10 protein-coding genes are annotated in these 14876 nt (G+C 56.1%); 7 read left to right on the forward strand and 3 right to left on the reverse strand.

Annotation, left to right across the window (positions count from 1 at the left end):
• The first annotated feature begins 91 nt into the window (after positions 1-91).
• From queC to YERSI8AC_RS12890, 4 genes are read left to right on the forward strand one after another with little or no spacing between them, the layout of a single operon-like run.
• The gene (gene queC, locus YERSI8AC_RS12875) at positions 92-805 is read left to right on the forward strand and encodes a 7-cyano-7-deazaguanine synthase QueC (protein WP_027957447.1); all 714 of its coding nucleotides are present in this window, start codon (positions 92-94) and stop codon (positions 803-805) included.
• Positions 805-1461 carry a 7-carboxy-7-deazaguanine synthase gene (queE, locus tag YERSI8AC_RS12880; RefSeq protein ID WP_159176846.1) on the forward strand — a complete coding sequence of 219 codons (657 nt, stop codon included), beginning with the start codon at positions 805-807 and terminating at the stop codon, positions 1459-1461. Before queC ends, queE begins: the two co-directional genes overlap by 1 nt.
• A complete protein-coding gene (locus tag YERSI8AC_RS12885) occupies positions 1461-2312 on the forward strand; it encodes a 6-carboxytetrahydropterin synthase (protein WP_159176847.1) in 852 nt (283 codons plus the stop codon). The genes queE and YERSI8AC_RS12885 overlap by 1 nt, the downstream gene beginning before the upstream one ends.
• Positions 2309-2566, forward strand: a complete 258-nt coding sequence (locus tag YERSI8AC_RS12890) for a YkgJ family cysteine cluster protein (protein WP_022523263.1) — start codon at positions 2309-2311, stop codon at positions 2564-2566. The genes YERSI8AC_RS12885 and YERSI8AC_RS12890 overlap by 4 nt, the downstream gene beginning before the upstream one ends.
• Before the next feature lie 21 nt (positions 2567-2587).
• Here the strand turns inward: YERSI8AC_RS12890 and YERSI8AC_RS12895 are convergent, their stop codons facing one another.
• Both YERSI8AC_RS12895 and YERSI8AC_RS12900 read right to left on the reverse strand, forming a co-directional pair.
• A complete protein-coding gene (locus YERSI8AC_RS12895; protein WP_159176848.1) occupies positions 2588-6487 on the reverse strand; it encodes an AAA family ATPase in 3900 nt (1299 codons plus the stop codon).
• 27 nt (positions 6488-6514) lie between these two features.
• On the reverse strand, positions 6515-7198 hold the full coding sequence (locus YERSI8AC_RS12900; RefSeq protein ID WP_022523261.1) for a tRNA-(ms[2]io[6]A)-hydroxylase: 684 nt from the start codon (positions 7196-7198) through the stop codon (positions 6515-6517).
• A 548-nt stretch (positions 7199-7746) separates the two neighbouring features.
• Between YERSI8AC_RS12900 and acnB the strand changes: the two genes are divergently transcribed.
• The 3 genes from acnB to YERSI8AC_RS12915 all read left to right on the forward strand — a co-directional run bounded on the left by acnB (position 7747) and on the right by YERSI8AC_RS12915 (position 13021).
• On the forward strand, positions 7747-10350 hold the full coding sequence (acnB, locus tag YERSI8AC_RS12905; protein ID WP_009286917.1) for a bifunctional aconitate hydratase 2/2-methylisocitrate dehydratase: 2604 nt from the start codon (positions 7747-7749) through the stop codon (positions 10348-10350).
• Between the two features lie 190 nt (positions 10351-10540).
• The gene (gene rraA, locus YERSI8AC_RS12910; RefSeq protein WP_022523259.1) at positions 10541-11035 is read left to right on the forward strand and encodes a ribonuclease E activity regulator RraA; all 495 of its coding nucleotides are present in this window, start codon (positions 10541-10543) and stop codon (positions 11033-11035) included.
• A gap of 42 nt (positions 11036-11077) precedes the next feature.
• Positions 11078-13021: a glycerophosphodiester phosphodiesterase family protein gene (locus YERSI8AC_RS12915; protein WP_159176849.1), complete on the forward strand. Its 1944-nt coding sequence runs from the start codon at positions 11078-11080 to the stop codon at positions 13019-13021.
• Positions 13022-13029: 8 nt separating this feature from the next.
• Here YERSI8AC_RS12915 and ggt read toward each other — a convergent pair whose 3' ends face one another.
• Complete coding sequence (gene ggt, locus YERSI8AC_RS12920; protein ID WP_159176850.1) at positions 13030-14820, reverse strand: gamma-glutamyltransferase; 1791 nt, start codon at positions 14818-14820, stop codon at positions 13030-13032.
• Between the last annotated feature and the right edge of the window lie 56 nt (positions 14821-14876).

The following is a 14876-nucleotide window of genomic DNA, read 5'->3' on the forward strand; positions in this document are numbered from 1 at the left end:
AACTGCCGCCCTTCCGGACCGGACCCCGGAACGCCGCGTCAGCTAAACGCTGCTCGCGATTAATAAATTCTCCGACAAAGAGTGTTTTCTCATGTCATCAATACCCCCAGTGGCGGCTGATACAGCCACCACAACCGTCGTTATCTATTCCGGTGGAATGGACTCTTTTACCGTGCTTCATCGCGCGCTGCGAGAAGGGCTTAGCGTACACGCGCTTTCGTTTGACTATGGTCAGCGGCATGCTCGCGAACTCGACACTGCACGCCAAGTGTGCGCCTCGCTGGGGCTACCCCATCAAGTAGTCGATATTCGCGCCATACACGGCCTGATTGATAATTCGGCGCTCACCAATCCAGACCAAGCAATGCCCCAGGGCGACTATGATGCGGACAACCTGCGCGCTACCGTCGTACCCAATCGCAATATGATCTTGCTCTCCCTGGCGATTGCCAAGGCTGTGAACATTGGCGCAGAACGAGTCGACTACGGCGCCCATGGCGGCGACCACATTCTCTACCCCGACTGCCGCCCCGAATTCGTCGAGGCAATGAACCATGTCGCGGGCATCGCCAACTTCGAGCCAGTGAAGCTACACGCCCCTTATCTCAAAGTAAGCAAGGCCGACATACTGCGTGAAGGCCTGGCAATGGGATTGGATTACCGCCATACCTGGACCTGCTACGAAGGCCGTGAACTTGCCTGCGGCGTATGCGGCAGCTGCCGCGAGCGGCTGGACGCCTTTGCCGCCAACGGTGTTACCGATCCATTGGCTTACAGCGTAGACAGCGCAGTAGGTCAGCGCTGATGTATCAGGTCAAAGAAGCCTTTTACACCCTCCAGGGGGAAGGTGCCCAAGCGGGCAGAGCGAGCGTTTTCTGTCGTTTCAGCGGCTGCAATCTGTGGTCGGGCCGTGAAATTGATCGGGCGACGGCTAAATGCACCTTTTGCGATACTGACTTTATTGGCACTAACGGCACCAATGGCGGCAAGTTTGCCACTGCCACCGCCCTCGCTGAACACATTGCCGGACTCTGGCCCAGCCAACTCGGTGACGCCAAGTCGCACGCGACGCCCTATGTGGTGTTTACCGGCGGCGAGCCACTGCTGCAGCTTGACACAGCGCTGATTGCCACACTGCATAGCCATGGGTTTGAGGTGGCCGTCGAGACCAACGGTACGCTGGCTCCGCCACCAGGTATTGACTGGCTATGTGTCAGCCCTAAGGGTAGCAATCCGCTAGCCATTACCCAAGGCGACGAGTTAAAGCTTGTCTACCCTCAGGTGGACGCTCCCCCGGAGCAGTTTTCAGGCCTAGGGTTTCGCCACTTCTTTCTACAGCCGATGGATCTTGCCCCTCTCAATCAGGATAAGACCACCGTTGCTGAAGCGACCGCCTACTGCATGGCTAACCCCCAGTGGCGCCTATCGCTACAAATGCACAAATTAGCAGGCTTTGATTAATGTCCCTATTCGTAAACCAACTGACCCATATTGACGTTTCCCTTTGGTGTTCCGAGCGCGGCTTAGTGGGCTGTAGCTGGCAGGTGGACGCAGTGCTGGATGGCGAGCTGGGTGAAGATGGCATGCTGTTCGATTTTGGGGAAGTCAAACCGTGGATCAAACGCACGCTAGACAGCGGCCTCGATCATACTCTGCTGGTACCTACTCAGGCGCCTGGGGTCACGGTGACGGAGTGCCCCGAAGGTGTGTGCGTGCGAACCACCACGCCCTATCCGATGGAAGTGCGCGGCCCCAAGGAGGCGTTTAGCCTGCTGCCGTGGCAAACCATTGAGCTTGACACGGTCGCGGAGCACTTAAGTCAGCAGCTGACTGAAGAACGGCCTGAGAATGTCCATCAGGTTACCCTTACGCTTAGCGACGAGGCCATCGATGGCGCTGCCTATGGCTACTCGCACGGCCTGAAGCGCCATTTAGGCAACTGCCAGCGTATCGCTCACGGCCACCGTTCACGGCTACACATCTTTCAGCAAGAGCTGCGTCAACCTACGCTCGAACAACAGTGGGCCGCATGGCTGGAAAATCGCTACCTGCTTGAAGAGGCGGATATCACCTCACGGGATAACGATTTCCTTACCTGCGGCTATCGCGCCGCCCAAGGTGATTTCTCCATTACGCTGCCACAGTCGCTATGCGCAGTCCTCCCCGGCCCCACCACGGTAGAAAATATCGCCGCCTGGCTGGCAAAAGAGGTTGCCACGCAAAGCGGCGTAACCACGCGTATCCAGGCCTTTGAGGGCATCAACAAGGGCGCGATTGCCGTATGTTCACCTAGTCCAAGTGCTAGGCTATGAGTGAAGGGTGTCGTGCGGGGTGTGGCGCCTGCTGCATCGCGCCTTCAATTAGCTCAGCTATTCCCGGCATGCCTGAGGGCAAGCCGGCGGGCGTTCGCTGCGTGCAGTTAGACGAGGATAACCTGTGCCGTTTGTTCGGGGATCCGAGCCGCCCCAGGGTCTGCGAGCGGTTTAACTTTGACGCTAGTGTGTGCGGCGAGAACCGGGAAGAGGCGCTCGCCACGTTGACGTGGCTGGAGCAGGACACCCGTTAAAGAGCACCCTGCTTTAGCTTATCAACCTTCAGCGCCTACCGGCCGAGGCAAACGGCGATCCAACAAGCTGATCCAACGGGTTAGCACCGGCGCATCGCTGTGGCTAACTTCGCTCAATAGCTGCCTAAAACTCTCTTTCGCCTGCTGGTCGTTGGGCTCAATACGCGTCAGCCATAGTTCAAGGGCCGCTAGCTCCTGGTGGCGATTGCCGTGCTCGCGGGACTGGTTTATCGCCATCTCAGCCAATGCCTTGACTTCATTGGCGGGGTGTCCAAGCAGATCACGCACTTTAGCCAGTTGGGTGGCTAATTCGGGCAAAAATAGCGTGGTACGCTCACGGGCAATCACCAAGCACTGATCGAGGTACTCCTCTGCGGCATTTAACTCGCCTAGTTCAATGCAGGCATCCGAGTACCACAGCACCGGCCGCTGGTAGCGGTCACGGCCGTTCAGCTCCACCATCTGATCCAGGCTATCGCGTAACTGAGTCAACCCGGTAGTATCACCTGCCAGAGCTCGTTGCCAACCAAGAATACACTGGCTGGAGATTTGCCACAGCTGTAAATCGGGCGTTCCGGTCATTGCCGCCGCCCGCTCCGCATGCCGCGCGGCCAAATGGACGTGGCCCAGCTGACGATAGAGCGCAGCGGCAAATAGCAGCGCCAGCGCCAAGGTACCGGGGTGGGCAATCTTCTCCGCCAGCCGAATAGCCGCCGACACTTGCCGCTCGGCACGCTGATAATCACCACGCAGGCAGAGCGCCCAGCCCTGAAAGCAGGCGGCCGAAACTTGCGGATGATCGGAGAACGGTAGCCACTCGATCATCATTTGCGCATTGAGCGGATCGATTTCATCTAAATGGTCGTGAGCCTGCTGAATGCGACCCGCCCAGTACTCGCAGTTAGCGCGGGCATAGTCGGCCAAACGACGATAGCGAGGGTCTTCAAGGCGTGAAGCGAGATCAGCGAGCGTCGACGCCAGTGCAAAGGCATCGGCATGAGCATAGCGCTGACTACGCCCCACCCAAAGCCCCCATTTGACTAGGAATATCTGCTCAAGATCTTCTGGATCCTCCAATCTATCGGTACCCGATTCGCGCAGCAGTTCCCTCGCACGCACAAAGCTTTCGTGAGCGGTAGGCGAGCCGTGGCCCTCAAGCGAGAACGCCGCCTGACCGCGCACGGTGAGCAGACTTACTTCACGCTCAATCTCATGCTCGACGTGGCGCAAGCTCGCCAAACCGAAATCGGCCATGCGTAGCGCGGTTCGGTTGGCACTCACCTTGAGCGCTTCACGGGCGGCCAATTCGAAATAGCGTGCACCACGGGCATAATGACCGCTCCGGCGCAGGTGAGTGGCAAAATCGCCGGGGTGGCGACTAATCCAGACAGGGAAGCGCTCCTCTATTAGGGTCACTACCTGTTGGTGCAGCTTGACCCGCACATCCCGCGGGCAAGAAAGGTAGGCAGCTTCTTGCAGCAACTGGTGGCTAAACTGATATTCGTGCTCGCCGCTCTCTTTATCGACCGGCTCGACAATCTCCAGCGCCCGCATATGTTCGAGCGCCTGGTTAAGTCGCCCTTTTTCCCAGCCGCTACACTCCAGTAGGAAATCCAACCGGAAACGCTTACCCAGCACTGCCGCTACGTGGGCAATTTCTCGGTCACCCTCAAGCTGATCAATACGGCTTGCCAGCAGCCCTAACAATCCTTTGGGCAGTTCATCGAACTGGACACTACGCCCTTCGCGACGATCCATATCCAGACGCCGACAAATTTCCTGCATATAGAGCGGCACGCCATCGCAGCGCTCAATAATCTGGTTACGTAACCGTGGGCTCAAATGAATGCGGTAGCGCCGTGACAGCTGTGACAATAGCCGTGAAGACTGCTGCGGATCCAGATTCCCCAAACTAATCTGTTGATCCCAATGCAGCTTCACCGGCAGCAGTTCTCGGCCGTGGTGGCTAGCCACCAACATGAAGGCGGTATTGATAGGTAAACGTGCCTGAAGCCCCGCGAGCACTTTAAACGACGGCTCATCAAGCCACTGTAAATCATCGACCATCAGCACCAGGGTATGAGTGGTCGCCTGGCGCTCGATTAAGCGGTGCAGCAACATCACCACCAATTCAACGGCTTCACCGCTTTGGGCAAGCTGGGTGATCTCCTGAACTTCGTGCACCCCAAGCGCCTCTTCCAACAGGTGCTGACGCTCGGGCGTAAGCTGGTCAAACTCAAGCGTTGCCTGTAGCTCGTGAATCGCCTCGATAGTCAGCGGTTGCTTGAGATACCAGCCCACCAGAGTCCGGGCAACGCCGTAGGGATCTAGCACCGACAGCCTCGTGGTGGGCTGCCAGCAAATTGCCGCATCGCGACTAAGTTCTAACTGGCGGAAACCGACCATCAGCGCCGATTTGCCCATGCCAGATGCCCCGCGAACTAACACGCTTTGACGCAAACCTATACCTGCCCGCGCCAACGCGTCGCGCAGCGTACGCAGCGAGGTTTCACGCCCGACCAGGCTAGGCGGCAGTGCATCGCGACCGCCTTCGTTTAGGCCCAGCACTAAAGCGCGCAGTCGAACGCGACCATCGCTAGCCACCAAACGCGATACCAAGCGTGGCTGTAGATCAAGCGCGGGCGGCATGTGCTGACTGGCTTCTTGTGAGATCACTAGCTCACTGCCTTCAGCTGCGCTCATTAGCTCCAGCGAGGTTTGGGTGACTTGCCCCAGCGGGTCCGCCAATTGCCGCTCGGGCAAGTAGACGACTTGCCCACTGTGCAAACCAGCAGCTAACTCAAATTGCGGCACTTCGCCTTCGCCAGACCAGTGGCGAGCACTCTCCTGGGGAAGCGCCTGACGGCAGTGCTCATAGAGCGCCACTAACTCAGCCAGTTGGTGAGCAGGCCCATGGGTACCGAAACACGCCAGCCCCAAGCCACCAGTGGCGCCAGGCAGCCAGAAGCCGCCCAAGTGATGGCACTGCTGCTCTAGCCATCGCAACAGCTCTAACTGCAGAGTGAGGCAATGTCGGGTCGCGGCTCGGTCTTGCCACTCCCCTTTCAGGCGCAGCCGGATAGCCATCACGGAAAGTTGGCGCAGCTCAATCTCATCTTCACGCAGCGGTTTACTGTCTGCCGCCAGCGCGCGGGAAAACGCGCCCTGGGGACTCATCATCCGGGGGTCATGGTGGCCGTCAGACCAGTAGCTTGCCAACTGTAAGAAGCTAGGTTCAGGCTGCTGGCCTGACAACGCCAGTAGCTGCAAGTAGCTATTATACTGCTCGTGCGCGGCGGCCATTTGATTCTGTTCAGCCAGTTGGCGAACCAAGCGCTCATGAAACGGGCCATAGCCGGAAAAGCGACTGACCAGTGTTTCCAGGATCAGGTCAGGCACATCGGTATGTGCTTCGAGTACTTGTTCAGCAAAACGAATGACGCGCTGGCGCCACTCATTCCGCACCTGGACTAACCAGCGCTGAAACTCACTACAGGTGGCCAATTGAAGTTCTTCAATCAGGTCACCTTGGTAACAGGTCATCAGTGCTTCCAGGGTATCCAAGTCGCGCGGCCCTTCAAGCAGTTGTTGCAGTGTATGCAGGTCGACTTTCCAATTGGCCGGAAGCTGGAAGGCAATCGTTTGCCGTGAGACGCTTAATACTTGGTCGGCGCTCTCCCCCAACGACTGGCGTAAACAGTGCAGCGCGTGACGCAGGTTAGTTCTGCCTGAGGATAACCCTTGGTCAGGCCACAGCAGTTCCGCCAGCGCGGCGCGGTTAACCGGCTGACGATGCAGCAGCAGATAAACGAGCAGCGCCTTCACTTTGTCATAGCTAAAGTGGGTTAATACGTCTTCGCCCTGGGTAAGCGAAAAGTGACCAAAGAGAGTTAACTGGTCTGTCTCACGAGCATCGCGCATGATAAACATCCTGCCGGGCTAAGCGGGTTAAGCTGGCACACCGCTATGGAAACGAAAAGCCGTATCGGGCGTAGTAATCAGCTCCGCTTCACGCGCTACAAAAAAAGCGATCCGCTCATCAATAGAGCCCGATGTCTGCTGGCGAGCCAGTAATAGGTAGTCCTCAAAGTGACGGCCTTCTGACTTCACCAGGGTGCGATAAAACTTGGCGAGCTCTTCATCTAAATACGGAATCAAGCAAGCGAATCGTTCGCAACTACGCGCTTCGATAAGGGCGCCAATGATGAGCACATCGATTAACCGTTCGGGATCATTGCTGCGCAGGTGTCGCCTAAGGCCTTCCGCGTAGCGTGAAGCGGTCAAGTGTTGGTAGGTCACCCCACGCGCCTCCATGAGCGCAACCACTTGCTCGAAATGGAGCAACTCTTCGCGCGCCAATTGCGACATTTTGCTTAGCAGAAGTGGCTGATCGACGTAGCGATAGAGCAAACTCATGGCGGTGGAAGCGGCTTTTTTTTCACACTGAGCGTGGTCGACCAGCAGCGTTTCAGGATTCTCTAACGCCCATTGCAGCCACGCCTCAGGTGTTGCACAGGCCAAAAACTGGTGCAAACTTTCCGGCAGCAGATCATCCGCTTTCACCGCATGATCAGCCGTTTGTAAGGCATTCTTTTGTTTAGAGGGCGGAAGTGTACCGGGTTGTATCAACATAACACCATTACCGAGCTTATATCTCACTATTGTACAACATATAAGCGCGCAAGGCGCTTACAGTTCCCTGTTGAATTGCGTTCTTCATACCCTGAATCGCTTATTACTAATGTAGTTGCGCGCTTAAAAATGCTCCACACACTTTTAATCAGCTCGCTTACGTAAGTACCACAGCAGTTAGATAGCACTAAGGTCATAAAGTGAGGACTATGGTAACGCGCTGTAAAGACAATCACACCTGCACAACCTGTGGTTAGCCCGTAAATGGGGAAAAAACTTTCCTGTTTTTACGCCAATAGACTAATAAAAAGCGTTTTTTTGATCCGTTTAAATCAAGGTATCAACATAAAGTACAAGAGTCGTCTTTGCTTGCCAGCTTAACATTGTCGACAGTTTGCCGTAGAATCGCAGCCATCCAACCACACGCTGTTTGTCAAGCGTATGTCATATGTGATCGGCCCCACTCTACACCCACTGCGCGGCCACCACCGTGCACCGTGCAGGCCATCACCATAAAGTAAATGAAACGTGAATGAGAGGGCCCCAACGTGCTTGAAGCTTACCGCCAACATGTCGAGGAACGTGCAGCTGAGGGCGTCCCGCCCAAACCCCTAAACGCCGAACAAGTAGCCTTACTGGTTGAGCTGCTGAAGACGCCACCGGCCGGTGAAGAGGAGTTTATCCTCGACTTAATCACCAACCGCGTTCCGCCGGGCGTTGACGAGGCAGCTTATGTAAAAGCAGGCTTTCTCACCGCCATTGCGAAAGGTGAAGCGAGCTCTCCGCTGATCGACAAGATTCACGCCGTCAAGCTACTGGGTACCATGCAGGGTGGCTACAACATCGTTTCAATGGTAGAGCTACTCGATAACGAGGAGCTTGCCCGAGAAGCAGGCGAGCAGCTCAAGCACACACTGCTGATGTTCGACGCCTTCCATGATGTGGAAAGCCGCGCCAAGAACGGCAACAGCGTCGCTAAAGAGGTTATTCAGTCCTGGGCAGACGCCGAGTGGTTCCTGTCTAAGCCGGCACTGGCTGAAAAAATCACTTTGAGCGTGTTTAAAGTCCCGGGCGAAACCAATACCGATGACCTGTCTCCCGCGCCGGATGCCTGGTCACGTCCGGATATTCCGCTCCATGCCAACGCCATGCTCAAAAATGAGCGCGACGGCATTGAGCCAGTGGTTCCAGGTACCACTGGCCCGCTCAAGCAGATCGAAGACGTTAAAGCCAAAGGCTTTCCCGTCGTTTATGTAGGCGACGTGGTCGGCACCGGCTCATCGCGTAAGTCAGCCACTAACTCGGTACTGTGGTTCTTCGGCGACGATATCCCCTACGCTCCTAACAAGCGCGCTGGCGGTTTCTGCTTTGGTAGTAAAATTGCGCCTATTTTCTTTAACACCATGGAAGATTCGGGCGCCTTGCCGATTGAGATGGACGTCACCAACCTGAATATGGGCGATGTCATCGATGTTTACCCCTACGCAGGTAAAGTGTGCAAGCACGATAGCGACGAGGTAATCACCACCTTCGAGCTTAAAACGCAGCTGATTCTGGATGAAGTACGCGCTGGCGGCCGTATTCCCCTGATCATTGGCCGTGGTTTGACTGGCAAGGCGCGTGAGTCACTGGGCCTGCCCACCTCTGACGTTTTCCGCCTACCTGACCAGCCTAAAGATACCAGCAAAGGCTTCACCTTAGCGCAGAAAATGGTCGGTAAAGCGTGCGGTTTAGAGGGCGTTCGTCCCGGCATGTACTGCGAGCCCAAGATGACTACCGTTGGCTCGCAAGACACCACCGGCCCGATGACCCGTGATGAGCTGAAAGACCTTGCCTGCCTGGGCTTCCAAGCCGACCTAGTCATGCAGTCGTTCTGCCACACCGCGGCTTATCCGAAGCCCGTAGATGTGGATACTCACCACACCCTGCCCGACTTCATCATGAACCGTGGCGGCGTTTCGCTGCGCCCCGGTGACGGTATCATCCACAGCTGGCTCAACCGCATGCTGCTGCCTGATACAGTGGGCACCGGCGGTGACTCGCACACCCGTTTCCCGCTCGGCATCTCATTCCCGGCGGGTTCAGGCCTGGTAGCGTTTGCCGCGGCCACCGGCGTTATGCCGCTGGATATGCCGGAGTCGGTACTGGTTCGCTTCAAGGGCAAGCGCCAGCCTGGTGTTACGCTACGCGATTTGGTTCACGCTATTCCGCTCTACGCCATCAAGCAAGGCTTGCTGACCGTTGATAAATCCAACAAGAAAAATGCCTTCTCCGGGCGTGTGTTGGAAATCGAAGGACTTGAAGATTTAACCGTTGAGCAAGCCTTCGAGCTTTCTGATGCGTCCGCCGAGCGCTCCGCCGCTGGCTGTACCATTACGCTGTCTGAAGAGAGCGTTGCCGAGTACTTGAAGTCCAACATCACCCTGTTGAAGTGGATGATGGGCAACGGTTATGGCGATGAACGCACCATTAGCCGTCGTATTGAAGGCATGGAAGCGTGGCTGGCCAACCCCAGCTTGATGCGTGCCGACCAGGATGCCGAGTACACCGAAGTTATCGAAATTGATCTGGCTGAAATTAAAGAGCCGGTTCTTTGTGCACCGAATGACCCGGACGATGCGCGCCTGCTGTCTGAAGTCGCTGGCCAGAAAATCGACGAAGTCTTTATCGGTTCATGCATGACCAACATCGGCCACTTCCGGGCTGCTGGCAAACTGCTTGAGAAGCAGCCTGCCGGTAGCTTAAAAACCCGGCTGTGGCTGGCACCACCGACGAAAATGGATCAGCATCAGCTGACCGAAGAGGGCTACTACGGTATTTATGGCCGTGCCGGTGCCCGTATGGAGATGCCGGGTTGTTCATTGTGTATGGGTAACCAGGCCCGCGTTGCCGCTAAGAGCACCGTGGTGTCTACGTCTACACGTAACTTCCCGAACCGTTTGGGTGACGGTGCCAATGTGTACCTCGCCTCTGCGGAACTGGCGGCCGTTGCCGCAGTAGAAGGACGCCTACCCAGCGTTGAAGAGTATCAACGCTATATGGGTGAGTTTGACGCTATGGCGGGCGAGATTTATCGTTATATGAACTTTCACGAGATTGAGGAGTATCAAAAGATAGCCTCAAACGTGATTCCGGTCGCTCAAGAAGCCTAACGCTTGTTAAGCACTTGAGATAGACCGCCCCATCGCCGATGCTCGCACCATCGCAGAAGATGTGACACGTTGCATTTTCTGAGTCGATGACCGAACGCCCCGCCACTGTTTTACAGGGCGGGGCGTTTTTTATGCTCTACCTTTCTAAACTGTCCGGTAATCCAACAGTGTTTACCCTTAGGAGCTTGTGATGACGAAGTCGATTGATATAGTGACGCCCGATCTCTGCGATGCGCATCCAGAGGTTGCGGTGCTTGACCCGTTATTTGCCAATTTTGGCGGGCTTGAAGCTTTCTATGGCCCTATTCGTACAATCAAATGCTTTGAAGATAACTCCATGGTGAAACAGGCCGTTGCCGAGCCGGGTAACGGCGCGGTGCTGGTGGTGGATGCGGGTGGTTCGCACCGCTGCGCCATGCTGGGGGATATGCTCGCCGAGCAGGCCGTCGCCAACGGCTGGGCAGGGATCGTTATGTACGGCTGCGTGCGCGATGTGGATATACTCGCCGCCCTGCCGATTGGCGTTCAGGCGCTAGGCAGCCATCCGCGCAAAAGCGAAAAACGCGGCGAAGGACAACGCGATATTGACGTCACCTTTGCTGGTGTTACTCTTCAGCCTGGACAGTGGCTGTATGCAGATAACAACGGCATTATTGTTGCCGAGCAAGAGCTGCCACTTTCCTAACAAAGACCTCCGTAGTCATTAAATTTGTCTTAAAAGAGCCTCTTGCCAGGTGTGGCGGTTACTGCCACCCTGGTGGCTCATTCTTACCGTTTAATGACGATGCAGCCTTTGACCTACCTTGGCTCTGCCTTACTACGCACGCTGCGCGATCATCTTCGCCCACTGATCGCCTACCACCTGTTTTTTACCCTACTCGCCTCAGCCTTGCTGCTGCCAGCGATCACCTGGATGACACGCTGGCTGCTTGCCCAACTCAACCGTACCGTGGTCACCAACGATGAATTGATCTCACTACTGTTTAGCCCGCTGGGTTTGGTAGGCATGCTGGTAGGGCTTGGATTCGCTTTTTTGATTATTTACTGGCAGCAGGCCGGCATGCTGCAAGTCGCCGTCAGGCCCCGCAACAACCACTATCGCTTGGCCCTTGAGGCACTATGGCTGAGCACCCGTCGGCTACCTGCCCTCGCGGGTCTTGTCATACTCCAGGTAGGCACCCACTTACTACTGCTCGTGCCCTTTATGGCTGGGCTCGCGTGGCTTTACGATTTCTGGCTGAGTGGTATAGACCCCTACTATCTTCAGCGCGTGCGTCCCCCTGCACTGTGGTATTTCATGGCGTGCGCGCTGCCACTGATTATTGCCTGGGTATGGGTAGCGTCATGGCTCTACCTGCGCTGGCTATTGGCGCTCCCCCTCGTTGCGTTGGAAAGCTGTAACCCCTGGCAGGCACTTAAACGAAGCGTTAGCTTAACCTGCGGCTGGCGCCGCTCCATTGGCGCTGCGGTACTTCTGCTATTGGTCGTGATCGTTAGCCTGCCGCTACTGGTGACACTGCTCTTTGACCGCCTATTCACGCCACTTCTGTGGTGGCTGCCTGAGCATAATGCCGTGCTCATCCCAGCCATGCTGGCCTACTTACTCGGCTATGTGCTGATCACCCTGGCCATTACCTTCATCGGTATTGCCACCAATGCGCTGCTTTCCGCCTGCCTCTATATGCAGCTGGCCCACAGAGAAGCTCGACCCGCACCGCCACCGGAGGATTTTAATGCAGGCAAACTGGCCTGGGCGGTAGAGCTTAGCGTACTCATTTTTGCCGGCCTTCAAGCATGGTGGATACTCAATAGCTTTGAGATACATGACAACGTCGCGGTGATTGCCCACCGTGGAAGCTCCATGGAGGCCCCCGAAAATACCCTTGCCGCGCTGGAGCAGTCACTACTTGATGGCGCCGACTATATCGAAATAGACGTACGCTTGAGCCGTGACCAACAGGTTATGCTTTACCACGATCGCAGCATGGCGCGGCTAACCGGCGATCCTCGTGAGTTTGGCGAGCTAACCAGAGAAGAACTCAGCCAATTCGATGTAGGAAGCTGGTTTGGTGATGCTTATCAAGGTGAGAACATTCCAGGCTTGGATGAAGCGCTGCAAAGAGTGCGCGGAAAAGCCGGACTAATGATCGACATCAAGCCTCTGCCGGGGCAAGAACAGGCGCTAGCCGATGCCGTTATCGAGACTTTGAATGCAGAGAGTGACGTACGCTATCGCTGCTGGGCAACCCAACAAAGCGCTTTTGACGGCTATACAGCGTGCGGTTTTCCCAATGCGCTAATGGATATGCGCATGGCTACCATGTCCCCATCATTACTTAAACATATCAAAGCCCAAGCACCTGAATTGCGCGTTACCTTACTGGCCCAGCTTATACTGCCCGGCACGCTAAACCGGCGTGACTTTGATGCCCTTGGGCTACGCCATAACCGCATCACGGAAGGGGAAGTTCGCTTAGCGCGACTATACGGTTACGAAATACACGCCTGGACCGTCAATGACCGAGCTCGTATGTCAACGCTGATTGATCTGGGGGTCGATGCGATTATCACCGACTACCCAGATCGTTTAAACGAACTTATTCAAGTCCGCCGCGAATTAAGCGACGGTGCACTAATGCTAGTGAAGCTGCGCAACTGGCTTCGCCAATAGAGGTTGGACTAATCGCCCATTACCACCCCTTCGCGCCGAGGATCAGCACCACCAAACAGAGTGCCATCTTCAAGGCGCATAATGGCCTGAAGGCCGCTGGTTAGCTCCCGCTCGCTGACCGTATGACCACGCTCACGCAGTGATTCTATGGTTGCCTCAGGAAAACGCCCCTCTTCCACATAGACATCCCCACCCAAAGTAATAGCATGGGGAAGGTTGAGCGCCTCTTGAGCGCTTAACCCCCAGTCGCGCAGTGCGACTAATGTACGGGCGGTGTAATGAATAATGGCGGCGCCACCTGGGGAGCCCAAGCTGGCTACCAGCTCGCCGGTTTCTTGATCAAATACCAGGGTCGGGCTCATGCTGGAGCGGGGACGCTTGCCGGGCTCTACCCGGTTCGCTACGGGCTCGCCATCCACTTCAGGGGTAAATGAAAAATCGGTGAGCTCGTTATTGAGCAGGAAACCACCCGCTAGCCCCGTGCCACCGTCGGACATAATTCGCGAGCCAAACGCCTGCTCGATGGTGGTGGTCATAGCCACCGCGGTGCCCTCCTCATCGACAATACTGATATGGCTAGTACCGTACTCGGGCTGTTCGGGCTGGCTAGCCCAGCTCACGTCAAGCTCCCCAGGGTTACCCGGTTCAGCGCTGTCGCCCATGCTCATCTCTTCGATAAGTGCACTACGCTGCTCCAAGTATTCCGGGGCTAGCATCAATGACCAATCGCCTCCCGGCGCCTCGACAAAGTCAGGATCGGCGATGTAACGGCCACGATCCGCAAAGGCCAGGCGTGAGGCTTCCAAGAATTGATGCAGCCACCCACTGCTTGCAGCACCACTGTCTAACGGGGCTTCAAGCAGTGGCTGCTGATCAAGCATGCCTAAAATCTGCATCACGGTCAGATGACCCGATGAGGGTGGCGGGAAACCACATACTTCCCACTGTTGCCAAGGCGTACACAGCGGTTCTCGGTTAAGCGCCTGGTAGCCACTCATATCCTCAAGCGTCAAACTGCCTGGACGCTCAGGGTGGTTCTGAACGCGCTCAACGATGTCTTGTGCCACGGCTCCTTCGTACAAGGCGACGCTGCCTTGCTCAGCGACGCGGCGAAGAACGGCTGCCAACGCTGGGTTTTTGAGCGTTTCACCAACGGCGATAGGCTCACCGTCTGAATCATAATAAAACTGGCTCGCTACTGGGTCTTGGCGCAGAAACTCATCACCAGCCAAGCTGGTATGCAACCGATTGCTAACCTCAAAGCCCTCCTCGGCCAGGGTGATTGCCGGGATAAACAGCTCTTCCCAGGCCAGCTCACCGTGCTCAGCGTGGGCTTTCTCAAGCATACGCAGCGTGCCTGGCACTCCCACTGAGAGGCCGCTAACCACTGCTTCATTAAACGCCAGCGGCTCGCCATCCTGCATAAACAGCTCACCGTTAACGCCTTGGGGCGCGGTTTCACGACCATCGTAGGCACGCACTTCATCGCCATCGAAGTACATCAAAAAAGCACCACCACCAATACCACTGGACTGAGGCTCGACCAGGTTCAACACCATCTGCACCGCAATGGCCGCATCAATGGCGTTACCACCGGCTTTAAGTACTTGGTAACCGGCATCGGTGGCGAGCGGGTTAGCTGCTGCCACCGCAAATGACTCGGCTTCCCAGCCGGGCTTCTCTTCATAGCCCGATTCGCTTTCAGGGGAAATGGAGGGCGTCTCATAGCTAAACCCCCAACTATACAATGGCGCTACCAGCAGAACAGGTAGCGCAAACTTAACCGATTTTGGTGACATCTCAGCGCTCTCCATGACAAGTTAAAAAACCACTCCAAAAGAGTAGCCTATAAAAA

Source organism: Halomonas sp. 113, from assembly GCF_904067645.1.
Taxonomy (GTDB): domain Bacteria; phylum Pseudomonadota; class Gammaproteobacteria; order Pseudomonadales; family Halomonadaceae; genus Vreelandella; species Vreelandella titanicae.

Coding starts and splice junctions, on each gene's coding strand:
- YERSI8AC_RS12885 (WP_159176847.1), top strand. CDS start 1,461: ATGTCCCTATTCGTAAACCAACTGACCCATATTGACGTTTCCCTTTGG.
- YERSI8AC_RS12890 (WP_022523263.1), top strand. CDS start 2,309: ATGAGTGAAGGGTGTCGTGCGGGGTGTGGCGCCTGCTGCATCGCGCCT.
- queC (WP_027957447.1), top strand. CDS start 92: ATGTCATCAATACCCCCAGTGGCGGCTGATACAGCCACCACAACCGTC.
- rraA (WP_022523259.1), top strand. CDS start 10,541: ATGACGAAGTCGATTGATATAGTGACGCCCGATCTCTGCGATGCGCAT.
- YERSI8AC_RS12900 (WP_022523261.1), bottom strand. CDS start 7,198: ATGTTGATACAACCCGGTACACTTCCGCCCTCTAAACAAAAGAATGCC.
- YERSI8AC_RS12895 (WP_159176848.1), bottom strand. CDS start 6,487: ATGCGCGATGCTCGTGAGACAGACCAGTTAACTCTCTTTGGTCACTTT.
- queE (WP_159176846.1), top strand. CDS start 805: ATGTATCAGGTCAAAGAAGCCTTTTACACCCTCCAGGGGGAAGGTGCC.
- ggt (WP_159176850.1), bottom strand. CDS start 14,820: ATGTCACCAAAATCGGTTAAGTTTGCGCTACCTGTTCTGCTGGTAGCG.